This window comes from uncultured Thiothrix sp. (assembly GCF_937873765.1).
In the GTDB taxonomy this organism is placed as follows: domain Bacteria; phylum Pseudomonadota; class Gammaproteobacteria; order Thiotrichales; family Thiotrichaceae; genus Thiolinea.
In genome coordinates this window covers 1-25,206 of sequence record NZ_CALMZC010000048.1, presented here as the reverse complement: position 1 = coordinate 25,206, position 25,206 = coordinate 1, and the positions used below count along the sequence as shown (strand labels likewise).

Sequence of the window (25,206 nt, the reverse complement as noted above, 5' to 3'; positions counted from 1 at the left end):
GGTAAGTCCCATGGCAGGTGCTAAAGAGATACGCACACAGATCAAGAGTATCCAAAATACTCGAAAGATCACCAAAGCGATGGAAATGGTTGCGGCATCCAAGATGCGTCGTGCACAAGATCGCATGAATGCTAGCCGTCCGTATGCTCAAAAAATGCGTGCCGTAGTTGGCCACGTTGCTAATGGGCATTTGGAGTATAAGCATCCTTATACAATTGAACGTCCAACAGTGAAGAGAGTTGGTTACATCATCATCTCCACAGATCGTGGGTTGTGTGGTGGCTTAAACGTCAACCTCTTCAAAACTGCGTTGCAAGATATTGCTAAGTGGAAAGCACAAGGGGTCGAAGTTGACATCGCTGTGTTTGGCAATAAAGCAGCGAACGCGTTCCGTCGTTATGGTTTAGCCGCCCAAAAAACTCATATGGGTGATACTCCTAAAATTGCGGATATGGTGGGTACGATTAAGGTTATGCTCGATGCATATGCCGAAGGCAAGATTGATCGTCTCTACATGGTGGAAAATGAATTCATCAATAGTATGACGCAGCGACCACAGGTGACTCAGCTCATCCCAATCGCGCCGATTAAAGATGAAGGCATGAGTCACTATTGGGACTACATTTATGAGCCTGAGTCAAAAGGGGTCATTGACGCCTTGATGCAACGCTATATTGAATCCTTGATTTATCAAGGTGTTGTCGAAAATGTTGCCTGCGAAATGGCAGCGCGGATGGTGGCGATGAAAAGCGCCTCTGACAATGCTGGTAAGATGATCAATGATTTGAAACTGGTGTACAACAAGGCACGTCAAGCGGCGATTACGCAAGAGATCTCTGAGATTGTCGGTGGTGCGGCGGCTGTCTAACGCTGTTTACGGAATTATCATTTTTTAAGAGGTACTATCAATGAGTACTGGAAGTATCGTTGAAGTTATCGGCGCGGTTGTCGACGTGGAGTTCCCACGTAATGCCGTGCCGGCTGTTTACGATGCGCTGACAGTTGCCGATCAGGGTTTAACTCTGGAAGTCCAACAACAGTTGGGTGATGGCGTTGTGCGCACGATCGCGATGGGGGCTTCAGACGGCCTTAAGCGCGGTATGAAAGTTGACAACACAGGTGCTCCTATCTCCGTACCAGTCGGTCACGGTACTTTAGGGCGCGTCATGGATATTCTAGGTAATCCAGTTGATAAAGCTGGTGATATCGTGCATGAGCAAAAATGGCCAATCCACCGTGATCCGCCAGCTTATGCCGATCAAGCAGGCGGTATCGATATCCTTGAAACAGGCATTAAAGTTATCGACTTGATTATGCCAATTGCTAAGGGTGGTAAAATCGGTCTGTTCGGTGGTGCGGGTGTTGGTAAAACCGTTACCCTGATGGAGCTGATCAACAACATTGCAAAGCAACACTCTGGTTTGTCGGTCTTCGCAGGGGTTGGTGAACGGACTCGTGAAGGGAATGACTTCTATCACGAGATGACTGAAGGCGGCGTTATCGATAAAGTAGCGCTGGTTTACGGTCAGATGAACGAACCACCCGGCAACCGTCTGCGCGTAGCTTTAACCGGCTTAACGATGGCGGAATATTTCCGTGATGAAGGTCGTGACGTTCTGATGTTCGTTGACAATATTTATCGCTATACCTTGGCGGGTACTGAAGTATCAGCCCTGTTAGGTCGTATGCCTTCTGCGGTAGGTTACCAACCAACCTTGGCGGAAGAGATGGGCGTTCTGCAAGAGCGGATCACTTCTACCAAAAACGGTTCGATCACTTCCTTCCAAGCAGTTTACGTTCCTGCAGATGACTTAACTGACCCATCTCCGGCAACGACTTTCGCGCACTTGGATGCGACTTTAGTATTGTCGCGTAACATTGCTGAGTTAGGTATTTATCCTGCGGTGGATCCATTGGATTCTACCTCACGGATGTTAGACCCACTCGTCGTTGGTAAAGAACACTATGAGACTGCGCGTGGCGTACAGGGTATCCTGCAACGCTATAAAGAACTGAAAGACATTATCGCCATCCTAGGTATGGACGAATTGTCTGAAGATGATAAGAAAGTAGTTGGCCGTGCTCGTCGTATCCAACGTTTCTTGTCACAACCGTTCTTCGTTGCGGAGGTCTTTACAGGTTCTCCGGGTAAATACGTTACCCTGAAAGAAACTTTGGCTAGCTTCAAAGGCATCCTGAACGGTGAGTATGACCACTTACCAGAAAACGCCTTCTATATGGTGGGGTCAATTGAGGAAGCGGTCGAGAAGGCCAAAAAGCTCTAATAGGAGGGCATGATGGCATCGACAATTCAATTGGAAGTAGTCACCGCTGAGCAAAAGCTTTTCTCTGGTTTGGTAGAAAAAGTGATTGCTCCGGGTGCGATGGGTGATTTAGGTATTTATCCTAAACACACGCAGCTGATCTCGACGTTACGTGCGGGTGAGTTGAAATATACCACTGCTGAAGGTACCACTTCGTTGTTCGTCTCTGGTGGTGTGCTAGAGGTGCAGCCGACTCTAATCACGGTGCTCGCTGATACGGGTATGCGTGCAGAAGATTTGGATGCACAAGCCGCTCAAGATGCGATGAAGCGTGCGCATGATGCGCTACAAGGCAAAGATCCTGCTGACCTCGATTACGAGGCAATTCAGGCTGAGCTGGAAGCGGCTAAAGCGCAGATGGAAATGCTCCATCATATTGGTAAAGTACGCGGTCACTAAGTTTCGACTTAAACCCTTACTAGTGAAAAGGCTCCCTTGGGAGCCTTTTTGTTTTTTTCTAAAAAATTCATTAGCATAAGTTCAGTCCATAGCAGTAGAAGGGAAAATATGGCCGGTTATTACCACCCCATTGACGAAGATGATGACTATGTCAGTCGTAGTCACGATAAACGTGAGGCAGAAGCAGCTCAGGCACTGGGTGAGAAGCTGATTGAATTGCGCCCTGAGCAACTTAAACAGTTGGATTTACCCGAGCGGCTAGAAGATGCTGTATTAGAAGCTAAGCGTTTAAATAATCACGGTGCCTTGCGTCGACAGCGGCAATATATCGGTAAGCTGATGCGCCAAGTAGAGCTTGAACCCATTCAAGCTAAATTCGCGGAATGGGAGTTTAGTAGTAAAGCGCACTTGGCTGTTTTTCATCGCTTGGAGCGTTGGCGGGATCAATTATTGGTGGATGATTCAGTCTTAGAGGAATTGCTTGCAGCTTATCCAACGCTTGATATGCAACATCTCCGCGGCTTAGTGCGTAACGCGCGTAAGGAATATGCCGCCAATAAGCCACCTAAGAGCAGTCGTGAACTCTTTCAATATCTACGTAGTTTGGTTGAGACACAGTAGTTTAGGGCTACTAATAGTAGTTAGCGTTAAGCTATACTCTTCTAAACTTATGTCTTTACATTAAACCTGTAATAAGATCATTGCTTTTACGTTAGGACAGGTGTATTTTTATAAAAATTCAAAGCGCTTTGGTTAGGTTGAAAAATACTTACCAAAGTGCCTACTTAGTTTGTTTTCTATGTATCGTTGATCTTTTGGAGGAGATAGATCGTGACTTTAATGCATAATCCTATTAAGAAAGCCATCCTGGCGTCAGTGTTGGCTGTTTCTCTGACTTCTATTTCTGCCTATGCAGTTGAAGTCAATTTTGTTTCTGGTGCAGTTGGTAAAGACATCGAGGTCTTTAAAGAGCTGGTGAAACCTTGGGAAAAAGAAACGGGTAATACGGTCAAAGTAGTACCTATGCCTTCTTCGACCACGGATCAATTCGCTCAATACCGTTTATGGCTGTCAGCTGGTAACGCTGATGTGGACGTTTATCAAACCGATGTTATTTGGGCACCACAGTTAGCCGATAACTTCGAAGATTTAACCGAAGCCACAAAAGATGTTATCAAAGATCATTTCCCATCCATTGTTGAATCACAAACTGTTAACGGTAAATTGGTCGCGATGCCCTTATTTACTGACGCACCAGCCCTTTACTATCGCAAAGACTTGTTAGAAAAGCATAAGCTCAGCGTGCCCAAAACTTGGGAAGAGTTAACTGAAACCGCTAAAAAAGTTCAAGAAGCTGAGCGTGCGGAAGGCAGTAAAGATCTTTGGGGCTTTGTATGGCAAGGTAATGCCTATGAAGGTTTGACCTGTAATGCTTTAGAGTGGGTTAAATCCTTTGGCGGTGGTCAAATTGTTGAGCCAGATGGAAAAATTTCTGTCAATAATCCAAAAGCAGTTGCTGCCTTAGATTTGGCTAAATCTTGGGTAAATAATATTTCCCCTCCCGGTGTCCTCTCATACGGTGAAGAAGAAGCACGTGGTGTTTGGCAAACTGGCAATGCCGTCTTCATGCGTAATTGGCCTTATGCTTATGGTTTAGGTGAAGCAGACGACAGTAAGGTTAAAGGCAAATTTGATGTCACAACCCTGCCAATGGGTGGTGGTAATGACAAATCAGCCGCAACTTTAGGTGGTTGGAACTTAGCAGTTTCTAAATATGCTAAGAATAAAGACGCAGCGATTGCTTTAGTGAAGTTCTTAGCTTCCACTGAAACCCAAAAGCAGAACGCTTTGATTGGTTCTAAGTTGCCAACGATTATGTCCTTATATGACGACGCGGACATTAAAGAAAAGCAACCGATTATTCCACGTTGGAAGGATGTGTTTTTACAAGCGGTGCCACGTCCCTCTGCACCCACTAAGGTTAAATATAACGAAGTGTCTTCCAAGTTCTGGTCTGCAGTGCATGAGACTTTATCCGGTAAAGGCACGGCTGCTGAAAACCTCGAAGTATTGGAAGCCGATTTAACCGAATTACAAGGTAAAGGTTGGTAAGTTCTCCTCCAAACCCTAAAAGCTGCTAAGCCTTAGGGGTTACGTCGGAAGGGTAACGACCTTGGTTGTTACCCTTTTTAATCAGCACCACCCTAGGAGAGACCTCATGAACCCCTCTCATGCAGTTTCATCTTCAGGTAAAGCAGAATTACAAACACAGCGTATTCGCGCAGCCATGTGGTTTTTAATACCCATGATCGCTGCCTTAGTCCTTGTTGCTGCTTACCCCTTATTTCGTTCGATTTACTTTAGTTTTACCGATACTTCGCTGAGCAATCTATATGGCGGACAATGGATCGGTTTTGATAATTATTTAAGCTGGCGTACTTTGCCGTCTGGCAAGACCATTTTCCGTGGAACTTTGGTTGATCCCGCTTGGTGGAATGCGGTTTGGAATACCGTGCGCTTCGCTTTTGTATCGGTCACTTTAGAAGCTATCTTAGGCATGATTGTTGCCCTAGTGCTCAATGCTGAGTTCAAAGGCCGTGGTTTAGTGCGTGCTGCGATTCTAATTCCTTGGGCGATTCCTACCATCGTGTCTGCCAAAATGTGGAGCTGGATGCTGAATGACCAATTCGGCATTATCAATGATGTATTAATGAATTTGGGCATCATCTCGCAAAAAATCGCATGGACGGCTAGTGTGGATACGGCGATGTTTGCGGTGTTAATTGTAGATATTTGGAAGACGACCCCCTTTATGGCTTTGTTATGTTTAGCAGGGCTGCAAATGGTACCGAAAGATGTATATGAGGCCTCGAAAATTGATGGTATTCACCCTGTCAAAGTGTTTTTTAAGATTACTTTACCACTAGTAAAACCAGCTTTGATGGTGGCGATTATTTTCCGTATGCTGGATGCGTTGCGTATCTTCGATTTGATTTACGTATTAACTCCGAACTCATCGACGACTAAAACCATGTCGATTATCAGCCGTGAAAATATGATTGAGTTCGATAAGTTCGCGTATGGTTCGGCGCAGTCGACCCTGTTATTTACCTTCATCGCACTGTTTGTGATTCTCTATATTTGGCTGGGTAAAGTCGATTTGAGTGGAGATAACAAATGAAAAGCCTACAGACTTTAGCATTTTATTTGTTAGTGCTAGTGATCGTCGTTGTGTCGGTGTTTCCATTTTACTATGCGATTTTGACCAGCTTTAAAACGGGTACCTCCTTGTTTGAAGTTGATTATTGGCCAACATCCTTTAGTTTGAGCAACTATTATTCAGTATTTCAACAGGGTGAGTTCTTACGCAATATTTTGAACTCGGTGTTTGTTGCGACTATGACTGTTGCATTAGCCTTGCTGATGGCAGTGACTGCTTCTTATGCTTTGGCGCGGGTACGTTTCCGTGGGCGTGGTTTATTGCTGATGACGATTTTGGCAGTGTCTATGTTTCCCCAAATTGCGGTCTTATCCGGTTTGTTTGAGATGATTCGTTTTATTGGCATCTATAACACACCGTGGGCTTTGATCTTGTCTTATACCATTTTCACTTTGCCTTTCACCGTGTGGGTACTCACCACCTTCATGCGTGATTTGCCGATTGAAATTGAAGAGGCTGCGATTGTCGATGGCGCAACACCTTGGCAGATTATTACGAAAGTATTTTTGCCCTTGATGTGGCCAGCTTTGGTGACCACGGGCTTATTGGCGTTCATTGGTGCATGGAATGAGTTTCTATTCGCTTTAACTTTCACCTCATCGAATGAGACACGTACGGTACCGGTTGCAATTAGCCTGCTATCAGGTGCGACGCAATATGAAACCCCTTGGGGCATTATTATGGCTGCGTCGGTGTTGGTCACAGTGCCAATTATTATTCTGGTATTGATTTTCCAACGTAAGATTGTGGCTGGTTTGACGGCTGGTGGCGTTAAAGGCTAAAGGAGTGTTGAGATGGCTCGTATTGAATTAAAAAATGTACGGAAGTCGTATGGCGCCATTGATGTCATCAAAGGTGTCAATCTGGATATTCGCAGTGGCGAATTTATGGTGTTCGTTGGCCCTTCCGGTTGTGGTAAATCGACTTTATTGCGCTTGATTTCAGGGTTGGAAGATATTACTTCAGGCGATATGTTGTTTGATGGCGAGCGGGTCAATCACCTAGCACCGTCTAAGCGCGGTATTGCCATGGTATTCCAATCCTATGCTTTGTACCCGCATATGAATGTCTATGACAATATGGCCTTCGGGATGAAGCTTGCAAATACTACCCCTGAAGAAATTCGTGTTCGGGTGGAGAAAGCAGCAAAAATGCTGCAGATTGCTCATTTGCTAGATCGTTTACCCAAGCAATTATCCGGTGGTCAACGCCAGCGCGTAGCGATTGGACGGGCGATTGTGCGTGATCCACGTGTGTTCTTGTTCGACGAACCTTTATCCAACTTGGATGCGGCCTTGCGGGTACAAACTCGCTTAGAAATCGCCAAGCTACACCACGACATGAATAAAGCCACTATGATTTATGTTACCCACGATCAGGTCGAAGCGATGACTTTGGCGGATCGGATTTGCGTATTACGTGATGGTCTGGTGGAGCAGGTAGGTACTCCGGCAGAGTTATATGAAAGCCCTAACTCAGTCTTCGTTGCAGGTTTCATTGGTTCGCCGAAAATGAACTTCCTCACTGGTAAGTTCGCCGAGCAATACAATTGTACTACTTTGGGTATTCGTTCTGAGCATTTAAGCATCGATAACACCAATCCAGTTTGGCAAGGTGAAGTCGTGCACTATGAAAATCTAGGTTCAGATAACTATATTTTCGTAGATATTGGCAGCGAAGAGCCAATGATTGTGCGCGAAGATGGTACAGTGACTTTAGAACTTGGTACGAAGGTCGGGATTCGTCCACAACCACATAATTTGCATCGTTTTGATGCTAACGGTAAGCCTATTCGACGTTAGACCTACCGTTTTCGGGTAGCTGTTAGTTACTAACAGCTACTTCGTCTGTGACTTGAAACAGTGCAACCCCATTGCCCGCCAAGTTCAATCGCCCATCTACTAATTGCGCAGCTTCCAATAAAACTTCAGTCACTTGGCCACCGCTGAGCTTCACATGCTGTACTGTCGGTGAAAGATTGAAGACACACAACAAATCACTACCACGTTTAAACGCTAAAATCGGTTCTTGGGTAGCGAAGAAATGCGTAGCACCCTGCTTTAAAGGAGCGCTCGCTTTACGCAAACGCAACATACGTTTGTAGAAATTCAACACTGAGTTGGGGTTGTCTGCTTGTTGTGCGGCACTGTGGGCAACTTGCTCAGGCTTGACGGGTAGCCATGGTTTGGTACTACTAAAGCCCGCGTTAGGCTGATTTGCATCCCAAGTCATGGGGGTACGGCAACCATCACGGCCCTTGTTTTCCGGCCAAAAGCGCAAACCTTGTGGATCGGTTAATTCGCTATATTCTAGATCCGATTCAGTCTGGCCGAGTTCTTCGCCTTCATAGATGCAAATCGAGCCTTGTAGCGACAGCAGTAAAGCGCCGGCTTGTTTTGCTAAGGCTTCATTACTGACACCATATTGTTTCCAACGGGTCGCGTGGCGCACCACATCATGATTCGAGAACGCCCAGCACGGCCAGCCATGTGGTGCACCCGTATAAAACTCATCAATCAACTTGCGAAAATGAGCAGCACTGAACGGATCTTTCAACATTTCGAAGGAATAACACATATGCAAGCGTTTTCCAGAAGTATATTCGCCCATCATGCGAATCGGATGATGATCTTCGCCCATTTCACCCACCATAGTACGCGCCTCGAATTCATCTAACAGGGCACGCATCCGCTCTAAAAATACCAAATTCTCAGGCTGATTTTTCGAGAAAATATGGTATTGCATTGAATAAGGATTCCATTCAGGTTTTTCCTTACGGCGGAAATCGGCTGGATCGCTCCGCAGCAGCGCATCATGGAAGTAGAAATTTACGGTATCCAAACGGAAACCATCCACACCTCGTTCCAACCAAAAACGCATAGTTGAGAGCAACCAATCCTGTACGGCTGGATTATGAAAGTTGAAATCTGGTTGTTCGACTAAAAAGTTATGCAGATAGTATTGATGACGACGTGAATCCCATTGCCAAGCACCACCCCCAAAAACCGATAGCCAGTTATTGGGTGGAGAGCCATCATGCTGTGGATCAGCCCAGATATACCAATCTGCTTTAGGATTTGTGCGGTTTTGACGGCTTTCTTTAAAGAAGGGATGCTCAGAACTAGAGTGCGATAACACTTGGTCAATAATGACTTTTAAGCCCAGCTCATGAGCGCGTGCAATCAATTGCTCAAAATCAGCCAGCGTGCCAAAGGTCGGATCAATATCCGTATAATTGGACACGTCGTAGCCCATATCTAACATGGGTGAGGTAAAAATCGGCGATAACCAAATTGCATCCACTCCTAAGTCCGCGACATAAGGTAAACGCTCGGTAATACCGGCTAAATCACCTATACCATCGTTATTAGAATCCTGAAAAGAACGGGGATAAATCTGGTAGGTAACAGCCCCGCGCCACCATTCATTCATATATGCTCCTTGTTAGCTAACTCGTTGTGGTACTTGCGATTTCTAGTGATGGTAGTATAACCAAAGCGCTTTGAGTTTATTAGTCGCAAACTTTATTAACAAGGTTAAATTTTTGTTAGTCAATTTCTGCGAATGCGTGTCGAACCACGGATAATTAACTCTACCTCGAGTAGTTGCTGCTGCTTAGCATGAGCTGTGTCATCCACTTCAATTTCGTGATGCAACATTTTGGTTATTTCATAGCCTGCTTTCCGAATGGGTGAACTAGTGGTTGTGAGAGGGGGATCAAATTTATCCGCTCGTAAATAGGGGAGATAATCATCATGCACAATAATCGCCACATCATAACCCGGCTCTAAACCATGCTGGCGTAGAGCGCGCATCGCACCGAGGGCAAAAATCATATTACTGATTAACAAGGCGCTAGGCCGGGGGCGGTGCATCAATAATTGTGCGGCGGCATTAAAACCTGATTCTTCAGTGATCTCGCCCTGTACACATAAGCTTGGATCGTAAGTAATACTATATTGCTCAAGTGTTGATTTGTAACCCAAATAACGATCATTAGCATAATTTAGACTTTGATCACCGTTGATCAGGCCGATATGCTGATGGCCTAATTCGATCAGTAAGCGTGTCGCTCTAGCAAAAGCGCCTTGATTATCGATATCACAATAGGAGTAGGTTTGATCGCAGTGAGTACGTCCATGCACAACGAAAGGAAGATTAGAACCGACTAAGCTTGCGACGCGTGCATCATTCACTGCTGGACTACTAATGAGTAAGCCATCTACCCGTCCAGACATGGCCAGTTGTTCGTAGACTTCCAGTTCCTGACTTAGCGGGGTTGGGATCACGGTAATATCCATATCCGCTTCTGCTAAAAACTGCGCCACCCCTGCCAAATACTCGCCAAATAACGGCTCAACAAACAAGTTCTTTTCAATCGGTAAGACAATCCCAATATGTTCAGTGCGACCTGTCGCTAAGGATTTAGCGCTGGGGTTAGGCCGATAGTTCATTTCACGCGCCAGCTGTATCACCCGTTGCCGAGTCCGTTCACTCACTTCAGGATAACCATTTAAAGCACGACTAACCGTTGTTTGTGATAATCCAAGGCGCTGTGATAGCTCTTTCAGACTCATAAGGGACTGGATCTTTACTAGGGCTGATAAAGCTTGATTCTAGCGAATAAGCAGGGGCTGGAATAGTAGCTTTACCTTAAGGTAAACATTTAATATTTCAAAGCGCTTTGAACTTATGCTTTAATGAGGAATCAGCTTCCTGCACACGATAGACAACACGGAGAGGGTGCTCACCATGCAAGCGCAATATTTACAATTAGGTGGTGATAATGACTGGTGGAAAGGCGCAGTTATTTATCAAATTTACCCACGCTCGTACAAAGATACTAACGATGATGGGGTCGGTGATCTGCCCGGTATCATTGAGCAACTAGACTACATTGCTGATTTAGGAGTGGATGCTATTTGGATTTCACCTTTTTTCACTTCACCCATGAAGGATTTTGGTTATGATGTTTCAGATTATCGTGATGTTGATCCTTTATTTGGGACACTAGACGATTTTAAACAGTTACTTAGCAAAGCCCATCGTTTAGGGGTGCGGGTGTTGATTGATTTAGTCTTATCGCATACCTCTGATCGGCATCCTTGGTTTATTGAAAGCCGCAGCAGTCATACTAATGACAAAGCGGATTGGTATGTCTGGGCTGAGCCAAAAATTGATGGTACTCCACCCACTAACTGGTTCTCGATTTTTGGTGGTTCGGCTTGGGAGTGGGATACACGGCGTCGCCAGTATTATTTGCACAATTTCCTCACCAGCCAACCCGACTTAAACTTTCATAAGCCACAAGTACAAGATGCACTCTTGGATGTGGTGCGTTTCTGGTTAGATTTAGGTGTAGATGGGTTCCGTCTGGATACGGTGAATATGTATGTGCATGACCAGCAACTGCGTGACAACCCACCGATTGGTAATAAGCGTGTGAATGGGATTGATGAGTCGAATCCTTATGCTATGCAAGAGCCGCTATATAACATTACTCGCCCTGAAAATCTCCAATTCTTGGAACGTTTCCGCCAAGTTTTAAATGAATATCCAGCGGTGACTTCAGTCGGCGAATTGGGCGCGGTGACAGATATGTATACCCGCATTGCTGAATATACTGAGCAAGGTAAGCGTATACATATGGCGTATAGCTTTGACTTCATGACTAAAGAATTCAGTGCGGCGCATATCCGGCGAGTCGTGGAAAAGATGGAAGCAATGGAGGGCGGTTGGTCTTGTTGGGCTTTCTCCAATCATGATATTGCCCGTGCAGTGACGCGTTGGGGGGTAGGGCATCAAGCAGCACCGTTGTTAACCGCTTTATTAACCAGCTTGCGCGGTAGCTCTTGCTTTTATCAAGGTGAAGAGCTGGGCTTGCCTGAAGCGGAAATGGCTTATGAAGACTTACAAGATCCTTTCGGGATTCGTTTCTGGCCAGAATTTAAAGGTCGCGATGGTTGCCGAACTCCAATGCCATGGAATGGCAGTGAGGCTAATGCAGGTTTTAGTGCCGCCGATGTCAAACCGTGGCTCCCGATTCCTGATCAACATCAAGTATTAGCTGCTGCTCAACAACAGCAAGCGGATACTGTTTTACAGCGCATTAAAACCTTCTTGCATTGGCGTCGCCAACAAACCGATTTAATCAGCGGTGATAATCATTTTCTCGATGCACCTGAACCGATTCTAGTATTAATGCGCGGTAACACTTGCTGCATTTTCAATTTGAGCAATAGCCCGCAAAGCTTTACCTTACCTGCGCATTTATCCCTAGAACTGTTAGCCGGGCATGGTTTTTCTGGCAGTTTGCATAAGAGTACGGTGAGCTTGCCAGCCTATGAAGTGTGCTTCGCCAAAGTTCTTGCCTAAAAGATTATTTCTGTAGAGTAGAGCACTAGCGCTTTTGCAAAGGCAAAGCGCTAGCATGTTCATTTAAAGGCTGACCTGTGTGCCTACTTCTACCACTTGAGTGGGCATTAAACGAAAATAAGTGGCAGCGCTTTCTGATTGGCGCATCATCCAAGCAAATAAATTGCAGCGCCAACGCGATAAAATACCTTCACAGCTTACGACTGAAGTACGCGCAACAAAGAAGGTTGCGTCAGCAGGAATATTCAGTTGGTATTTCGAGGTATGTTGCAGGGCTTTGTTTAAATCAGGCTCTTCCCGAAAGCCAAAGCGGACAGCAATAGTATAAAGACCTGGGGCCAAACCAACTACTTTTAAACGTTCCTCCTCAAGAACATAAGGAATTTCTTCATTGTCTACATGTAAAAAGATAAGTTGCTCATGTAGCACTTTATAATGTTTTAGGTTATAAAACAGGCGACTTGGTACTAGGCCTGCACTAGAGCTTAAATAAATAGCAGTACCTGAAATGCGTGGAATAGTTGGTGACAGCTCATTAACAAATTTGCGCAAAGTCATATTAATTTTGCGGCGTTGTTCACTCACTAGTTCGCTGCCTTTTTTCCAAGTACTCAATAATATAAAAATTAAGATTCCTGTGGCTAAAGGTATCCAACCACCTTGTGTAAATTTAGTTAGGTTTGCGGCAAGAAATATAAGCTCGAAGCCTAAACAGGCGATGACGACCATAATAATGAGCCGACGCAGGCGCTGGTTACTACGAGTTAAAGCCACAATTAGAACTAATAGGCTGGTAATGACCATTGTCCCTGATACCGCGATACCATAAGCTGCTGCTAAAGCACTAGAAGAGCCTAGCTCTAAAACTAACCAGATAACACCCAAAAGCATTATCCAATTTACACTAGCAATATAAATTTGTCCTTGCGCCGTATCAGAGGTATGTTGGATGCGCATCCTCGGCAAATAGCCTAAGCGGATGGCTTGAAAAGTGAGTGAATAAGCCCCTGAAATAGTAGCTTGGGAAGCAATTACGGTCGCCATAGTCGCTAATACCACTAGAGGAATTAGGAGGCTTTCTGGAGCTAATAGATAGAATGGGTTAGAAATAGTACTAGGATCACGTAGAATTAAAGATCCTTGCCCAAAGTAGTTTAAAACTAAAGAGGGGCAAACTAAGCCATACCAAGCGATACGAATCGGTTTAGCACCAAAATGCCCCATATCTGCATATAAAGCTTCACCACCTGTTAGGGTTAAAAAGATCGCGGATAATAGTGTGAAAGCTGCCAAAGGATAGTTTAGTGTGAATTGGAGTGCATACAGAGGGTTAAGCGCTTTAAGCACCTCAGGGTTTTGTAAAATGCTGATTATTCCCAAAGTGGCTAGCGTAACAAACCATACTAAAGTAATGGGGCCAAATAGTTTGCCAACTTTGGCTGTACCGTAGCGTTGAATGAGAAATAAGCTAATTAAAATCCCTAGTGTAATAGGAATAATCCACTCTTCAAATTGCGGAGTCGCAACGCTAATGCCTTCGACTGCTGAAAGGACTGAAATAGCAGGGGTAAGTATAGCATCCCCATAAAACAAAGCAGCCGCTACAATACCAAGAATAAGCACGAGTTGGGTCAGTCTAGGAAGAGTGCGCTGACTATGCCGTTGAGCAAGTGCTTGTAAAGCCAACACGCCGCCTTCGCCTTTATTATCAAAGCGCAACACAATCCAAACATATTTGAGGGAAATGATTAGCATAATGGCCCAAAATAAGGCTGATAAACTCGCTAAAACATTTTCTTCTGTGGGTTGCATGCCGTGCGCAAACGCTTCTCGAAAGGCATAAAGTGGGCTAGTGCCAATATCACCGTAGACAATGCCTAAAGCAGTCAGGGTCAAAATGCCCAAGTTTTGTTTGGGCTGAGCATGGTTACTCATAATGAATGGGAGTCCTTAGTAATGACTAAATTTGAAAGCGATAACCGATGCCCGTTTCGGTCAGAAAATGTTTAGGTTGGCTGGGATCATCTTCTAATTTCTGGCGCAAATGCCGCACATAGACCCGCAGATAATGATTACTTTCTACATAAGTGCCGCCCCAAAGTTCGCGTAGCAGATAGCGATGAGTGAGGACGCGATCCGTATGCATCAGCATTAAACTCAAGAGCTGAAACTCAATCGGGGTGAGATGGACGATTTCGCCTGCGCGCGTGACACGACGTTGTTGTAAATCGGCTTCAATTTGCCCGAAGCGATAGCATTGGGATTCTGGATAGACTTGAGCTTGGCTGCGTCTTAATAAAGCACGGACACGCGCTAGTAATTCGCCAATCGAAAAAGGTTTACTCAGATAATCGTCAGCGCCTAAATCAAGGGCTTTGATTTTATCTTGCTCAGTGATGCGTGCTGATAAGACTAAAATCGGCAGTTTCGACCAAGTACGCAGGTTATTAATCAAACTCAAGCCATCGCCATCGGGTAAACCTAAATCGAGCAACAGCAAATCGAGTGGTTGCTGCTTGAGTAGATGCAAAGCTTGTTGACAGTGACTAGCCTCTAGCACTGCACAAGCTTCAGATTCTAAAGCAGTACGCACAAAACGACGGATATTAGGTTCATCTTCAACAACCAGAATACGGGGATGGTCGGGCATCATACTTCGGTGACTCCTGTTGAGAGTTCGTCAGTTAAAATGCTAGGTGGATTACCTAAAGGTAGATAGAAGCAGGTACAACTGCCTCCAGTGGGTAGGTTAAGAGCTTTGATATGACCTTGATGTGCTTCTAGAATGGCACGACAGATACTTAAGCCTAAACCCATACCCGGAATAGTTGATTCGTGCTTACCACGCTCGAACAATTCAAAGATTTGGTCAAGTTTCCCCTCGGGAAAGCCTTCTCCCGCATTACAGATAGATACTTCAGCTTGATCACCCAGTAATTGCGCACGAATCGTTAGCTCACTGTGAGGGGGTGAGTATTTAGCCGCATTTTCTAGCAGATTGCAGAGCACCCGTTCCATGAGTAAAGCATCGAATTCTAGGAGTGGAAAATCATCAGGAATCTGGACGCTAATCCGATGTTGGCTTAAAGCAGTTTGGAGTAGTTTGATACTGGCTCCAATCACTTCATCTATCGGTTGCCATTCTTTGCGGAATTGCAAACCACCTGCCTGCAATCGTGCCATTTCTAATAGGTTATTCACCATGTTATTGATCCGGCTAGCTTGGTCACGTAAGGCTTCTAAAGTACCTTGAGTCTTTGCATCTAAGTTATTTGTGGTGAACTGTAGGGAATCAGCCAAGCCATATAACGAAGTGAGAGGGGTACGAATGTCATGGGATAGTGCTGATAAAATAGAGCTGCGTAAACGCTCTGCCGCGATTTGGACTTGAGTCTCTTGTGCGATTTTTTCAAGGCGATAGAGTTCTAAAGCTTGCTGTTCGCGCAGAGTTGCATTTGATGCTTGCTCTCTAAATCCTGACATGAAATGTGTAATGATTAGAGCGACAATCAGCATCACTGCCAAGGTAATCACATATTGAATATGTGAAACTGCTAAAGACCAGTGCGGTGGTACAAAGAAAAAGTTAAAAGCTAAAACACTAGAAAATGTAGCTAGAATAGCAGGGCGTCGTCCTAGTTTTACTGAGACAAAAACGACCGCTAGCAGAAATAACATGACAATATTAGTTAGGTCTAAGTGTTTAGCTAAAGGAATTGAAATTACTACAGTCAGTGCGACCGTAAGCAAGGCTAAGGTATAGCGTTGCCACCGTGGACGTACCATTAGACTGTCTAAATTAAACCAGCTACTCATGTTTGAGTTCATGTGTTTTTTTACTTCACACAATGGGGTAGTAGTGTGAATTCTGGCAGGCTGGAAATAAAAATAATGTAGAAATTTAGAATTAGGCTTTTTCCGAACACCACTCAAAAATTAGTAGACTAAGCCCACGATTCTCTGGAACGCTATGGGATTTGCTATGCCAGAATAAGTTATTACAATTGGTGGTAAGAAGCCGGATGTGGTGAACTTTCTTATAATAAATTTAGATCGATCTTGCTTAAGTCCATATCGTGTTCAGTTTAGGCTGTATTCTAATATTCATAGCAATGATAGTAGCTATCGTTTTTACCTTGTAGACGTATAAAGCGCTTTAGCCGATGATACAGGCATTCAAGAGGAGAGTTCTGTATGAGTGCTAGTGAGCCAATATTCCCGCCGAATCCCCAATGGACTGAGGTTGGCACCAGCCAAGTGCCTTTCTGGGTTTATACCCGTGACGATTTGCATCAACGCGAGTTAGAACGCCTATTTTATAGTAAACACTGGTGCTATATCGGCTTAGAAGCAGAGATTCCTAATCCCGGTGATTTTCGCCGCTCGGTCGTGGGTGAGCGCTCGGTGATTATGGTGCGGGATTTAGAGGGCAATATTAATGTGGTGGAAAATGTCTGTGCACATCGTGGCTTACGTTTCTGTCGAGAGCGCCACGGTAATCAGAAGGATTTCTTCTGCCCTTATCATCAATGGAATTACAGCTTAAAAGGCGATTTACAAGGTGTGCCCTTCCGGCGCGGTGTTAAGCAGGATGGCAAAATTAATGGTGGAATGCCCAAAGATTTTAAGCTCGAAGAACATGGTCTAACTAAGCTCAAGGTGGCTACACGTGGTGGAGTGGTGTTTGCCTCTTTCGATCATGAGATTGAATCATTGGAGGATTTTCTCGGCTCTACAATTTTGCATTATTTCGACCGCGTATTTAATGGCCGCAAACTGACTATTCTCGGCTATCGTCGTCAGCGTATTCCCGGTAACTGGAAGCTGATGCAAGAAAATATTAAAGATCCTTATCATCCGGGGCTACTGCATACTTGGTTTTCTACCTTTGGTTTGTGGCGTGCGGATAATAAATCTGAGCTAAAAATGGATGAGCATTTCCGTCATGCTGCGATGATTTCAACCCGTGGCAAAGGTGGTAAGAATGAAGAAGTGGTTAGCGGTGTAGATAGTTTTAAAGAAACTATGCAACTAAATGATGCGCGCTTATTAGATATTGTCCCTGAGCCTTGGTGGGAGGGGCCAACCGCAGTCATGACGACGATTTTCCCAAGTGTGATTATTCAGCAGCAAGTGAATAGTGTTTCTACCCGCCATATTCAACCGAACGGGCATGGCTCCTTTGATTTTGTCTGGACGCATTTTGGCTTTGAAGATGATTCGCCAGAAATGCATCAACGTCGCCTGATTCAGGCCAACCTGTTTGGCCCAGCAGGCTTTGTCTCTGCGGATGATGGTGAAGTGATTGAGTGGTCGCAAGAGGGATTTGAACAGTCACCGACTAAGCATACGGTGCTAGAAATGGGTGGGCATGAGATTGGCAACACTGATCATATGGTCACAGAAACATTGATTCGAGGGATGTATGCCTATTGGCACAAAGTGATGGAGGTTTAAACCATGGTTGATTTCCAAACCTATTATGCGGTGTTAAATCTCTATAGCGATTATGCGCGTGTCTGTGATTCAGCGGATTGGGATAAATGGCCAGAGTTTTTTGTGGAGGAGGGGATTTATCGCCTGCAACCACGGGAAAACTATGAGCAGAATTTGCCTTTATGCTTATTAGCACTAGAAAGCAAAGCGATGATTCGTGATCGTGTCTATGGCGTGAAAGAAACCCTGTATTACGACCCCTACTATCAACGGCATATTGTCGGTATTCCAAGCATTCTGAGTATTGAACTGCATGAACAAGGTGAGCTAATCCGAGCAGAAGCCAATTATGTCGTCGTGCGCACTAAATTGGATGCCGAATCTACCGTATTTAATGCAGGTTATTATCGAGATGAAATTGTGCGTACTGACATGGGACTCAAATTCCTATCGCGTTTATGTATTTACGATAGTGAGATGATCCCCAACTCAATTATCTACCCGATTTAAGGAGGACAAATGAATAACAACTGGATTGAAGCTTTAGCTTTAACAGCAGTCCCTGAAGGCGATGTAACTGCAATACAAATCAATGGCAAAGAGATCGCTTTCTATGAGGTTGAAGGTGAGATTTTCGCCACAGACAATATCTGCACGCACGGACGTGCACGTCTCAGTGATGGCTTTTTAGAAGGCAAAGAAATCGAATGTCCACTGCACCAAGGACGCTTTGATGTCTGCACAGGCAAAGCTTTATGTGCACCTTTGCATAAAGATATTCAGACTTATCCAATTAAGATTGAAAATGGCAAGGTGTTTATTAATTTGCTTTAGTGGCTTAAGAAAGAAATTTAGGCTAAAAAGTAAAAAGCCCTGTAAACTATTCATTTACAAGGCTTTAAATGTGGTGCCGGCACTCGGAATCGAACTGAGAACCTACTGATTACAAGTCAGTGAAGGTATTGTTTTTAGGTGTTTGCTAGTAGTTTTTAAATGCCTTGCTACACAAGGCTTTCAAGCGGTTAGTTGTTCGGAGATTGACGGAGCGTTAAGCTATTTGTTGAGCTAAAAAGTACACCGTAAAGTACACCGTAAGGATCAACAGTTATGGCTAATACCTACACCAATCATAAAGGCGTCAAATCAGCACTCAGCACACCACCAGAATCAGGGCAAGAAGAGTATAAGGACGCGACGGCTAGCGGTTTATACTTGCGCGTCTATAGCACCGGACTAGGTGTGTTCATTCATCGTTACAAGATCAATGCACAACGGCGCGTTTTTACTTTAGCTGTGCCTGAAATTTCTAAGTCAACTAAGGAAACCGAGCTAAGCGCGGCCTTAGGGCAAGCACGTGCAATCCATGCACAACAGCGTACCCAAATAAAGGCGGGGATTGATCCAGCTATAGAGCGTGATCTGAAAGCACAAGAGCTAGTCGCTATGCCAACCGTCAGTGAGTTTGCAGATACTTATATTCAGCGCTACGCCAAGCCTAAAAAGAAATCATGGGCAGAAGATGAGCGACAGTTAAAGGCTGACGTGATACCCGTATTAGGTAGCCTAAAAATCGATGCGGTAAGGCGTGGTCATGTCATAGCACTACTGGATAAAAAAGAGGATACGGGCGCGCTGGTTGCAAGAAATCGGCTCTTATCTTTACTTTCTAAGTACTTCGCCTTTGCCTTTGAGCGTGACTTGATTCAAGAGAACCCGGCAAAGGGCATTAAGAAGTTAGATGAGGAAGCGAGAACACGGGTGCTGTCTGACAATGAGGTTCGTTTGCTTTGGCAGTGGCTACATTCAAATAAGTGTGATTTAGCGACCAATAGCGCCTTAAAGTTGGCTCTGGTTACAGGCCAGCGGGTTGATGAAATTTGTTCTATGCAAGAGAAGCATATTCAAGGTGACTGGTGGTTGATACCTGACCCCAAAAACTCAGTGCCTCATACTGTTTTTTTAACCGATAGGGCAAAGCAGATTATTGAAGAGTTACGCCCGCATAGTCGTAAAGGCTATTTACTGATTAATAGGGAAGGGGAGTCAAAAGATTCTTCTACCTTACCCGCCGTGATGGAGAGTGCCAAGGTCGCGTGGGAAATTGAGCCACGGCCAACACCCCATGATTTAAGGCGCACACTCACCACCGGGATTAGTAAGTTAGGTTTTAATCGGCTTGTCCAAGATAAAGTGATTAATCATAAAGATAGTTCAGTCGGCGGTATCTATGACCGACATGATTACGCCAAGGAGAAACAGCAGGCACTTGAAGCTTGGGCGCGTAAGTTGGACGAGATTATCCACGGCCATACAGCAGACAATGTTCTAACTTTTCGCCAAGCTTAAATACTACCATTTTAGACCACTACCAAAGCCGGACATGCTCCGGTTTTTTTGTGCCTGTAATTTTCACCTGATGCATGAAAAGTACAAATTAGTACTGAAAATACTCATTTATCAAATTGTGCAAAAAATACCCTAAATCTCACTGCTGGTGTACTTCTCAGTTTTAAAGTCATTTGGAAGATAAGTACACCAAGTACACTAAGTACATCAATTTGATTAATTATTAACCATTATTATTAGTTAAATTTATTAATTAATAGATATTTGTTTAAAATTAGAACAATAAACGAACAAAATGATTAATAAGTAAGCAAGAAAGGCAATAGAGCGCGCCAGCCCCTTAATGGTCGGATTATAAGTACACCAAGTACACCAAGTACACCAGCCCTCTAAAACTGAACATACATCGCCTTTAGCCTTTCAAGGCAGCTCAATTCCAATACTAAAAACATGAAAGGCGTTGAGTCCCGCCCCTATGGTGAATGTGAAACGAGTCCCCCCTTAAACTATCAATACCTCACCACCTTATCGAAACAACCCGCCTCCTATGGGTAAGCCAGAAGAGGCTAAGCCATCCCCCCCTAGTTGGGATTCAAAGGCCGATTGCATTCAGAAAAGAAGCCCCTCTAGTCTGTGAAGCTCATACCTTGCTGATAGTGTTCAGATGAAACCACTAAGGTTTTCTGGCCTTTCTCATTGTCTGAGCCACCAATCCGCTGCACATAGCCATCATAGCGATTGAGTGCAATCAAAACCTTGTTTGCATAGCGGCTGAGTTGTTCCAAGCGCATAGTACGAATGGCTGACCATTTACCTATACGTTCTAGGTCTTGATCAAGGTTATCAGTTAATGAAAAAGGGTAGGTTTGATTAAGTAACGCGAGTCCTTCTTGGTAATACCAAGCAAGCTGCTGCTCATAAAAAGCCACACGTGCAAGATATATCAACAGGCGATCTTCAGAGGGAAGCCGTTGCACCCAGTGATGAAACGATTTAAGGGTGATGCCAAGGTATTGGCAAATCTCTAGGATCGTGAAACCTTGCATAAGCGATTCTGCGATTTGATGAATGCCGATTAACTTCAGTTGCTTACTAGCTGGAATATCAGCTTTTATCAAAGGAAGTTTTAACTTACGGTGCTTTGGCCTTAGTCCAGACAAGGGCAGCATCAATGCAGGATCAGGCTGGGTCATGGCTCAATGCCCTGAGTGCAATCAAAATGCGCTGGCTTAATTTGTGCCCAAAGTAACCGCGCTGAATAGCTGGATAGAAAGCAGTGCGCTGAATGCCAAGTACTTTGCTAGCTAAGGACACATTTCCATGAAAGTATTTCAGTACATCGTTTGTTGATAAATAGATAGCTGGTTTCATCGCTACATTATGACAGTTTTGGGGGTGTGAACGGCGACTTCTGACAGCTATTATCACTTACTACTACTGTTGTTAGTTGGCTATTTGTAGTCGCTCGTACCAGTTCACATTCGAGATAGCGGGTAAAATGCCAAGCCTCAACGAATACGATTCACAGCACCCGAATTTTAGAGCCGCTGGATGTATGAAAAAGCACTGGACTGAACTAGTAGCCATACAAGCAGGTATCGCAGCGCACAGCAAGCCGCTATGACCGCAATTCAGTATGCTACAAAGTGCGGGGAGAAACTGATACAAGCTAAAGCGGCTTGCGCACATGGCGAGTGGCTAACTTGGATAGAGGAAAATTGCAGGGTGACTGCGAGGCAATCGCAGAAATATATAAAACTTGCTAAAGAAATGCCTCAACTTATTGATTCAAATACGAACTACAGTTCGCATTTCGATTCAATCAATACAGCCATCGCCTACCTCTCCGCCTCCGAAGAAGTCAAAGCCGAAGTTGACGCAAGCACTGAACCTGTTACCGATACGAGCTACACAACGTAAACGGGAACGCATACGTGTCTAGGGTTATTCAAACAGTTCTGCATGCGTGCCTGTTCGAGAGAAGATGATTAATTCCTGCTTACCTTGCTTCTCTAAACGGTAGATCAATAGGAAGTCACCACCAATATGACATTCTCGATGGTCGTTCCAGTCACCGACTAGCGCATGATCCAACCATTCAGCAGGCAAGGGTTCATCGTTGGCAATTAATAACAACATGGCTTCCTTGAGTTGTTTCATGTTGTACCGACCTGAGTAGGTGAGCCGTTGCCAATCCTTAATAAATGCCTTGGTGTAGTCTGCCATGCGCGGCAAATTAGCACGTTTAGTGCTCATGGTCTAAGCACTGAAATAATTCATCGACTGAACTAAAACGGGCGCGGGTTATCGCTCGTGCTTCTTGCATCGCTGCAACCGTTTCAGCATTAGGTACTTTCAGCGCAAACGGAAAGCTTTGTTCAGCAGCGACCCGAGTCAGCAACAAGCGCACCGCATCGGATACCGTCAAGCCCATTGCAGCCAGTGCTTGGGTGGCATTATTCTTAAGTTCTTCATCAATCCGTATATGAATCATGGTGCTAGCCATCGTCTTAGCCTCTATTTAAAGTGAGTTACAATGTATCTCAGATAAGACTAGCAAGCTATCTTAAAAGTTCACCAAGGCGCATAGGTTCAAAACTACGAAATTCGTTCTTTTAAGTAAATTCAATGGCTTAGTGGTTTTAATCAAAGCCCAATCAAGCATTAATGTCTAATTTTAGAACCAAGCGCTAGCTTTTTTGAATTAAATCTTGTGGTGAGTAGCAAACTTGTTATGCTTATTATCTGTAATCTATGAGATACAGTAATGTTTGAAGTCTTTCAAAGTGATGAGTTTTCAGCATGGTTAGCCGGATTACGTGACCGATCAACTAGGGTGCGGATTCAAGCCCGCATTGACCGCATGGCCGGCGGGAATTTAGGGGATGTCGCTCCCATTGGTGAAGGCTTAAGTGAGGCAAGAATTCATCAGGGTGCAGGTTATCGCGTGTACTTCAAACAACAAGGCCAAGTATTGCTAATCTTGCTTTGTGGTGGCGATAAATCCACGCAGCAGCGCGATATTGAGCAAGCTAAGCAACTGATTAAAGCATGGGAGGATGCCCATCATGCCCCAAGGATTTAGCCGTTACGACTCTGCAGAGTATTTGAAAACCGATGAAGATATGCAGGCTTATTTAGATGCTTGCATGGAAGAAGCGGGTGCTGATCCCGCGTTTATTGCTCGTGCTTTAGGGGTAGTCGCACGGGCGCGGGGTATGACGCAATTAGCGCGTGAAACCGGGCTGGCTAGAGAAAATCTTTATAAGGCACTATCAGGTGAAGGTAATCCCGAATTTGCGACCATTTTGAAGGTCATTCATGCGCTGGGTTTGCGCTTGAGTGTACGCACCTTAGCCGCTTAAGCTTGCTTCCATTCCTACTAGTCACCTAGTACTTGTGTGTTGGGTGACGCAGAAAAAACACACTAAGTCATTGATCTAGCAGTTATTACTAATTCTCAAAAAATTGGGATAGCGCTTAGTTTTTGCTGTTCTTCAATGATCATGACGCAAGTCGTACTGACAACCGCAAGCCTAGGGTATGGATGATTTGATCTATCACGCTCAAAGGAAGCTGGCTTAGTGTGGATTGGGTCGGTAAAAGATTAGCCATACCTTTAGCCTTGGCAACATACACTAAGGCTTGTTCAAAACCTTCTGCCCCGTTTTCCTCTAACATAATATCCAGAAATTCACGGATATTTTCATCAGTCTGTAGATGTGCAGATAGATCAAAGGGTTGTATTTTAGTCGTCATCAGCCTTTGCCTGCTTTGGCGAGAGCTTGCTCTACAATCTGGCGTACTTCTTCCGCTGTAATGCAGGTTAAGCCTTCACGTTTCACGCTTTCTTCAAGACGCACAATTATTTCAGCATTCAACGAACGGCGGTTCTGTTCTGCCAACACTTCTAATTCTTCTTTTAATTCGGGCGGCATTCGCAGACCGAAAGGATTCACGTCCCTACTCATAAGCTAGCCTTTTTATTCTGATTGCACAGTGTAGCTAATTTGATATTGACTTAATATATTCACCGTGAAATTATAATAGCTTCACCGTATAACAAAAAGGTTATGAAATGACAGCCAACACCAAGAAGAAACCACCTTTTGGGCTTCGGATGCCTGAGAGTGTGCAGGAGTGGCTAAAGCAGCGTGCACTTGGCAACAATCGCAGCATGAACGCGGAAGTAGTCACGATTCTGCAAGATTTAATGATGGGACGATTAGAACAGCAGGCTTTCGAGCGCGGACGGCTTGAAGGGATCAGTCAAGCTATGAACCCATAAACGAAAACGCCCCCAGCCAGTGGAGGCGCTTAAGGGCTGTTTAGGTATCTCACCCCCTAAACAACCTTGCTAAATACCGATAAACGACTAAATTTAATGAGGATTCAGCAATTATGAATACTAGCACAGCGCAGGCTTGCGCACACACTGACCGCGATGAACTGGAGCGCGAATTTATAGAAGTTTGCCTTGCATCAAGTGAGGTCAATAAATTCATTACTCGGGTTTTTGTTCATGCTGCTGCCAATAAAGACACAGCACCCTTGCATGAGTTAGTTAAACGCTTCCCTCGTGATAAGAAAATCAAAGATGCCGTGTTAGGTCTAATTGCACACATTGAACAAGCTGATGCTGTTCAGGAGGTGCAAGCATGATTGCTTTAGACTCTTGTGAAATGGACGTTGTTGGAAGAAAGCTTAGCCAGTTACGCGCCCTTTTGTCTGTCAGCATGTGCAAAGACTTCACCACGTACAACGATAAAATTCAAATGTCCTACTTATGGGCTTGTTCTGATTTAGCCGATGAAATAGATCGGCTAATGTTCCCTAACTCTGTTGAGACAAGGGGGCAGGCATGAACACTACCCTTACCCATATATTGCCCTATGCGGTGAAGTTGACCGCGTTAGGTGCGCTTATCTTCGCGGTGCTCAAAGTGTATCTAGTCGCTGATACCTATGGTGCATTAGTCGCTATGGTGTTTGCAGGCTTACATCTGCCGATGTGCTTATTCAGTTGCCTCGTGGTGTGGTGGTTCTACGACCCCTACCCAGCGATGGGCTTCTTAGCACTGGTGAGTACCCTCTTAAATGCGTTGCT

At 44.7% G+C, this 25,206-nt stretch carries 31 protein-coding genes; 20 read left to right on the top strand and 11 right to left on the bottom strand.

Features of this window, described 5'->3' with window-relative positions:
* The first annotated feature begins 10 nt into the window (after positions 1-10).
* The 8 genes from atpG to Q0307_RS13970 all read left to right on the top strand — a co-directional run bounded on the left by atpG (position 11) and on the right by Q0307_RS13970 (position 7,745).
* Positions 11-868, top strand: coding sequence for a F0F1 ATP synthase subunit gamma (atpG, locus tag Q0307_RS14005; RefSeq protein ID WP_298661422.1), 858 nt, complete (start codon positions 11-13; stop codon positions 866-868).
* A gap of 40 nt (positions 869-908) precedes the next feature.
* On the top strand, positions 909-2,285 hold the full coding sequence (atpD, locus tag Q0307_RS14000; protein WP_298661420.1) for a F0F1 ATP synthase subunit beta: 1,377 nt from the start codon (positions 909-911) through the stop codon (positions 2,283-2,285).
* 12 nt (positions 2,286-2,297) lie between these two features.
* The gene (locus Q0307_RS13995; protein ID WP_298661445.1) at positions 2,298-2,723 is read left to right on the top strand and encodes a F0F1 ATP synthase subunit epsilon; all 426 of its coding nucleotides are present in this window, start codon (positions 2,298-2,300) and stop codon (positions 2,721-2,723) included.
* 108 nt (positions 2,724-2,831) lie between these two features.
* Positions 2,832-3,344 carry a ribosome biogenesis factor YjgA gene (gene yjgA, locus Q0307_RS13990; protein WP_298661419.1) on the top strand — a complete coding sequence of 171 codons (513 nt, stop codon included), beginning with the start codon at positions 2,832-2,834 and terminating at the stop codon, positions 3,342-3,344.
* A gap of 219 nt (positions 3,345-3,563) precedes the next feature.
* A complete protein-coding gene (locus Q0307_RS13985) occupies positions 3,564-4,835 on the top strand; it encodes an ABC transporter substrate-binding protein (protein WP_298661444.1) in 1,272 nt (423 codons plus the stop codon).
* Positions 4,836-4,941: 106 nt separating this feature from the next.
* Entirely contained in the window at positions 4,942-5,904 is a 963-nt protein-coding gene (locus Q0307_RS13980; protein WP_298661418.1) for a carbohydrate ABC transporter permease, read from the top strand.
* Positions 5,901-6,725: a carbohydrate ABC transporter permease gene (locus Q0307_RS13975; RefSeq protein WP_298661413.1), complete on the top strand. Its 825-nt coding sequence runs from the start codon at positions 5,901-5,903 to the stop codon at positions 6,723-6,725. The genes Q0307_RS13980 and Q0307_RS13975 overlap by 4 nt, the downstream gene beginning before the upstream one ends.
* A 12-nt stretch (positions 6,726-6,737) precedes the next feature.
* Positions 6,738-7,745: an ABC transporter ATP-binding protein gene (locus tag Q0307_RS13970; RefSeq protein ID WP_298661412.1), complete on the top strand. Its 1,008-nt coding sequence runs from the start codon at positions 6,738-6,740 to the stop codon at positions 7,743-7,745.
* 22 nt (positions 7,746-7,767) lie between these two features.
* Here the strand turns inward: Q0307_RS13970 and Q0307_RS13965 are convergent, their stop codons facing one another.
* Together Q0307_RS13965 and Q0307_RS13960 are read right to left on the bottom strand one after the other, a co-directional pair.
* A complete protein-coding gene (locus Q0307_RS13965) occupies positions 7,768-9,375 on the bottom strand; it encodes an alpha-amylase family glycosyl hydrolase (protein ID WP_298661411.1) in 1,608 nt (535 codons plus the stop codon).
* A gap of 119 nt (positions 9,376-9,494) precedes the next feature.
* Positions 9,495-10,520, bottom strand: coding sequence for a substrate-binding domain-containing protein (locus Q0307_RS13960; RefSeq protein ID WP_298661410.1), 1,026 nt, complete (start codon positions 10,518-10,520; stop codon positions 9,495-9,497).
* Between the two features lie 175 nt (positions 10,521-10,695).
* On the opposite strand from Q0307_RS13960, the gene Q0307_RS13955 reads away from it, so the two are divergent.
* Positions 10,696-12,318, top strand: coding sequence for an alpha-amylase family glycosyl hydrolase (locus Q0307_RS13955; protein WP_298661409.1), 1,623 nt, complete (start codon positions 10,696-10,698; stop codon positions 12,316-12,318).
* Between the two features lie 63 nt (positions 12,319-12,381).
* Here Q0307_RS13955 and Q0307_RS13950 read toward each other — a convergent pair whose 3' ends face one another.
* The 3 genes from Q0307_RS13950 to Q0307_RS13940 are packed head-to-tail and all read right to left on the bottom strand — an operon-like array spanning position 12,382 to position 16,134.
* Positions 12,382-14,253 (bottom strand): potassium transporter Kup, encoded by a 1,872-nt coding sequence (locus Q0307_RS13950; protein ID WP_298661408.1) that lies wholly within the window; start codon positions 14,251-14,253, stop codon positions 12,382-12,384.
* Positions 14,254-14,278: 25 nt separating this feature from the next.
* Positions 14,279-14,971: a response regulator gene (locus Q0307_RS13945; RefSeq protein ID WP_298661407.1), complete on the bottom strand. Its 693-nt coding sequence runs from the start codon at positions 14,969-14,971 to the stop codon at positions 14,279-14,281.
* Positions 14,968-16,134: a DUF4118 domain-containing protein gene (locus tag Q0307_RS13940; protein WP_298661406.1), complete on the bottom strand. Its 1,167-nt coding sequence runs from the start codon at positions 16,132-16,134 to the stop codon at positions 14,968-14,970. Before Q0307_RS13940 ends, Q0307_RS13945 begins: the two co-directional genes overlap by 4 nt.
* 378 nt (positions 16,135-16,512) lie before the next feature.
* Between Q0307_RS13940 and Q0307_RS13935 the strand changes: the two genes are divergently transcribed.
* The 4 genes from Q0307_RS13935 to Q0307_RS13920 all read left to right on the top strand — a co-directional run bounded on the left by Q0307_RS13935 (position 16,513) and on the right by Q0307_RS13920 (position 20,100).
* Positions 16,513-17,775, top strand: a complete 1,263-nt coding sequence (locus Q0307_RS13935) for an aromatic ring-hydroxylating dioxygenase subunit alpha (RefSeq protein ID WP_298661405.1) — start codon at positions 16,513-16,515, stop codon at positions 17,773-17,775.
* A gap of 3 nt (positions 17,776-17,778) precedes the next feature.
* Positions 17,779-18,264 (top strand): aromatic-ring-hydroxylating dioxygenase subunit beta, encoded by a 486-nt coding sequence (locus Q0307_RS13930; protein WP_298661404.1) that lies wholly within the window; start codon positions 17,779-17,781, stop codon positions 18,262-18,264.
* 9 nt (positions 18,265-18,273) lie between these two features.
* Positions 18,274-18,588 carry a non-heme iron oxygenase ferredoxin subunit gene (locus Q0307_RS13925; RefSeq protein WP_298661403.1) on the top strand — a complete coding sequence of 105 codons (315 nt, stop codon included), beginning with the start codon at positions 18,274-18,276 and terminating at the stop codon, positions 18,586-18,588.
* A 273-nt stretch (positions 18,589-18,861) separates the two neighbouring features.
* A complete protein-coding gene (locus Q0307_RS13920) occupies positions 18,862-20,100 on the top strand; it encodes a site-specific integrase (protein ID WP_298661402.1) in 1,239 nt (412 codons plus the stop codon).
* A 626-nt stretch (positions 20,101-20,726) separates the two neighbouring features.
* Here Q0307_RS13920 and Q0307_RS13915 read toward each other — a convergent pair.
* A complete protein-coding gene (locus tag Q0307_RS13915; RefSeq protein WP_298661401.1) occupies positions 20,727-21,293 on the bottom strand; it encodes a hypothetical protein in 567 nt (188 codons plus the stop codon).
* Complete coding sequence (locus Q0307_RS13910) at positions 21,280-21,471, bottom strand: helix-turn-helix domain-containing protein (protein ID WP_298661400.1); 192 nt, start codon at positions 21,469-21,471, stop codon at positions 21,280-21,282. Before Q0307_RS13910 ends, Q0307_RS13915 begins: the two co-directional genes overlap by 14 nt.
* 249 nt (positions 21,472-21,720) lie before the next feature.
* On the opposite strand from Q0307_RS13910, the gene Q0307_RS13905 reads away from it, so the two are divergent.
* On the top strand, positions 21,721-22,020 hold the full coding sequence (locus Q0307_RS13905) for a DUF3102 domain-containing protein (protein ID WP_298661399.1): 300 nt from the start codon (positions 21,721-21,723) through the stop codon (positions 22,018-22,020).
* Positions 22,021-22,044: 24 nt separating this feature from the next.
* On the opposite strand, the gene Q0307_RS13900 is transcribed toward Q0307_RS13905, so the two are convergent.
* Positions 22,045-22,356 (bottom strand): type II toxin-antitoxin system YafQ family toxin, encoded by a 312-nt coding sequence (locus Q0307_RS13900; protein WP_298661398.1) that lies wholly within the window; start codon positions 22,354-22,356, stop codon positions 22,045-22,047.
* Positions 22,346-22,606: a type II toxin-antitoxin system RelB/DinJ family antitoxin gene (locus Q0307_RS13895; RefSeq protein WP_298661397.1), complete on the bottom strand. Its 261-nt coding sequence runs from the start codon at positions 22,604-22,606 to the stop codon at positions 22,346-22,348. Before Q0307_RS13895 ends, Q0307_RS13900 begins: the two co-directional genes overlap by 11 nt.
* 261 nt (positions 22,607-22,867) lie before the next feature.
* Between Q0307_RS13895 and Q0307_RS13890 the strand changes: the two genes are divergently transcribed.
* Both Q0307_RS13890 and Q0307_RS13885 read left to right on the top strand, forming a co-directional pair.
* Positions 22,868-23,185 carry a type II toxin-antitoxin system RelE/ParE family toxin gene (locus Q0307_RS13890; RefSeq protein WP_298661396.1) on the top strand — a complete coding sequence of 106 codons (318 nt, stop codon included), beginning with the start codon at positions 22,868-22,870 and terminating at the stop codon, positions 23,183-23,185.
* On the top strand, positions 23,169-23,465 hold the full coding sequence (locus Q0307_RS13885) for an addiction module antidote protein (RefSeq protein ID WP_298661395.1): 297 nt from the start codon (positions 23,169-23,171) through the stop codon (positions 23,463-23,465). Before Q0307_RS13890 ends, Q0307_RS13885 begins: the two co-directional genes overlap by 17 nt.
* Positions 23,466-23,604: 139 nt before the next feature.
* Here Q0307_RS13885 and Q0307_RS13880 read toward each other — a convergent pair whose 3' ends face one another.
* Complete coding sequence (locus Q0307_RS13880; RefSeq protein ID WP_298661394.1) at positions 23,605-23,859, bottom strand: hypothetical protein; 255 nt, start codon at positions 23,857-23,859, stop codon at positions 23,605-23,607.
* Positions 23,859-24,071 (bottom strand): Arc family DNA-binding protein, encoded by a 213-nt coding sequence (locus Q0307_RS13875; RefSeq protein WP_298661393.1) that lies wholly within the window; start codon positions 24,069-24,071, stop codon positions 23,859-23,861. The genes Q0307_RS13880 and Q0307_RS13875 overlap by 1 nt, the downstream gene beginning before the upstream one ends.
* A 107-nt stretch (positions 24,072-24,178) precedes the next feature.
* Between Q0307_RS13875 and Q0307_RS13870 the strand changes: the two genes are divergently transcribed.
* The 4 genes from Q0307_RS13870 to Q0307_RS13855 form a co-directional block, all read left to right on the top strand.
* On the top strand, positions 24,179-24,388 hold the full coding sequence (locus tag Q0307_RS13870; RefSeq protein ID WP_298661392.1) for an Arc family DNA-binding protein: 210 nt from the start codon (positions 24,179-24,181) through the stop codon (positions 24,386-24,388).
* A gap of 113 nt (positions 24,389-24,501) precedes the next feature.
* Positions 24,502-24,762, top strand: coding sequence for a hypothetical protein (locus Q0307_RS13865; protein WP_298661391.1), 261 nt, complete (start codon positions 24,502-24,504; stop codon positions 24,760-24,762).
* Positions 24,759-24,965 (top strand): hypothetical protein, encoded by a 207-nt coding sequence (locus Q0307_RS13860; protein ID WP_298661390.1) that lies wholly within the window; start codon positions 24,759-24,761, stop codon positions 24,963-24,965. The genes Q0307_RS13865 and Q0307_RS13860 overlap by 4 nt, the downstream gene beginning before the upstream one ends.
* Positions 24,962-25,206 (top strand): hypothetical protein (locus tag Q0307_RS13855; protein ID WP_298661389.1); only part of this gene is annotated, 245 nt, incomplete at its 3' end. The genes Q0307_RS13860 and Q0307_RS13855, both read left to right, overlap by 4 nt.

Excerpts from the sequence above, each read along its gene's own strand:
- Q0307_RS13995 (WP_298661445.1), top strand. The coding sequence starts at position 2,298 with ATGGCATCGACAATTCAATTGGAAGTAGTCACCGCTGAGCAAAAGCTT.
- Q0307_RS13940 (WP_298661406.1), bottom strand. The coding sequence starts at position 16,134 with ATGAGTAGCTGGTTTAATTTAGACAGTCTAATGGTACGTCCACGGTGG.
- Q0307_RS13980 (WP_298661418.1), top strand. The coding sequence starts at position 4,942 with ATGAACCCCTCTCATGCAGTTTCATCTTCAGGTAAAGCAGAATTACAA.
- atpG (WP_298661422.1), top strand. The coding sequence starts at position 11 with ATGGCAGGTGCTAAAGAGATACGCACACAGATCAAGAGTATCCAAAAT.
- yjgA (WP_298661419.1), top strand. The coding sequence starts at position 2,832 with ATGGCCGGTTATTACCACCCCATTGACGAAGATGATGACTATGTCAGT.
- Q0307_RS13905 (WP_298661399.1), top strand. The coding sequence starts at position 21,721 with ATGACCGCAATTCAGTATGCTACAAAGTGCGGGGAGAAACTGATACAA.
- Q0307_RS13900 (WP_298661398.1), bottom strand. The coding sequence starts at position 22,356 with ATGAGCACTAAACGTGCTAATTTGCCGCGCATGGCAGACTACACCAAG.
- Q0307_RS13910 (WP_298661400.1), bottom strand. The coding sequence starts at position 21,471 with ATGAAACCAGCTATCTATTTATCAACAAACGATGTACTGAAATACTTT.
- Q0307_RS13930 (WP_298661404.1), top strand. The coding sequence starts at position 17,779 with ATGGTTGATTTCCAAACCTATTATGCGGTGTTAAATCTCTATAGCGAT.
- atpD (WP_298661420.1), top strand. The coding sequence starts at position 909 with ATGAGTACTGGAAGTATCGTTGAAGTTATCGGCGCGGTTGTCGACGTG.
- Q0307_RS13985 (WP_298661444.1), top strand. The coding sequence starts at position 3,564 with ATGCATAATCCTATTAAGAAAGCCATCCTGGCGTCAGTGTTGGCTGTT.
- Q0307_RS13875 (WP_298661393.1), bottom strand. The coding sequence starts at position 24,071 with ATGAGTAGGGACGTGAATCCTTTCGGTCTGCGAATGCCGCCCGAATTA.
- Q0307_RS13880 (WP_298661394.1), bottom strand. The coding sequence starts at position 23,859 with ATGACGACTAAAATACAACCCTTTGATCTATCTGCACATCTACAGACT.
- Q0307_RS13895 (WP_298661397.1), bottom strand. The coding sequence starts at position 22,606 with ATGGCTAGCACCATGATTCATATACGGATTGATGAAGAACTTAAGAAT.
- Q0307_RS13860 (WP_298661390.1), top strand. The coding sequence starts at position 24,759 with ATGATTGCTTTAGACTCTTGTGAAATGGACGTTGTTGGAAGAAAGCTT.
- Q0307_RS13865 (WP_298661391.1), top strand. The coding sequence starts at position 24,502 with ATGAATACTAGCACAGCGCAGGCTTGCGCACACACTGACCGCGATGAA.
- Q0307_RS13950 (WP_298661408.1), bottom strand. The coding sequence starts at position 14,253 with ATGAGTAACCATGCTCAGCCCAAACAAAACTTGGGCATTTTGACCCTG.
- Q0307_RS13935 (WP_298661405.1), top strand. The coding sequence starts at position 16,513 with ATGAGTGCTAGTGAGCCAATATTCCCGCCGAATCCCCAATGGACTGAG.
- Q0307_RS13870 (WP_298661392.1), top strand. The coding sequence starts at position 24,179 with ATGACAGCCAACACCAAGAAGAAACCACCTTTTGGGCTTCGGATGCCT.
- Q0307_RS13960 (WP_298661410.1), bottom strand. The coding sequence starts at position 10,520 with ATGAGTCTGAAAGAGCTATCACAGCGCCTTGGATTATCACAAACAACG.
- Q0307_RS13925 (WP_298661403.1), top strand. The coding sequence starts at position 18,274 with ATGAATAACAACTGGATTGAAGCTTTAGCTTTAACAGCAGTCCCTGAA.
- Q0307_RS13920 (WP_298661402.1), top strand. The coding sequence starts at position 18,862 with ATGGCTAATACCTACACCAATCATAAAGGCGTCAAATCAGCACTCAGC.
- Q0307_RS13890 (WP_298661396.1), top strand. The coding sequence starts at position 22,868 with ATGTTTGAAGTCTTTCAAAGTGATGAGTTTTCAGCATGGTTAGCCGGA.
- Q0307_RS13970 (WP_298661412.1), top strand. The coding sequence starts at position 6,738 with ATGGCTCGTATTGAATTAAAAAATGTACGGAAGTCGTATGGCGCCATT.
- Q0307_RS13915 (WP_298661401.1), bottom strand. The coding sequence starts at position 21,293 with ATGACCCAGCCTGATCCTGCATTGATGCTGCCCTTGTCTGGACTAAGG.
- Q0307_RS13965 (WP_298661411.1), bottom strand. The coding sequence starts at position 9,375 with ATGAATGAATGGTGGCGCGGGGCTGTTACCTACCAGATTTATCCCCGT.
- Q0307_RS13975 (WP_298661413.1), top strand. The coding sequence starts at position 5,901 with ATGAAAAGCCTACAGACTTTAGCATTTTATTTGTTAGTGCTAGTGATC.
- Q0307_RS13885 (WP_298661395.1), top strand. The coding sequence starts at position 23,169 with ATGCCCCAAGGATTTAGCCGTTACGACTCTGCAGAGTATTTGAAAACC.
- Q0307_RS13955 (WP_298661409.1), top strand. The coding sequence starts at position 10,696 with ATGCAAGCGCAATATTTACAATTAGGTGGTGATAATGACTGGTGGAAA.
- Q0307_RS13945 (WP_298661407.1), bottom strand. The coding sequence starts at position 14,971 with ATGATGCCCGACCATCCCCGTATTCTGGTTGTTGAAGATGAACCTAAT.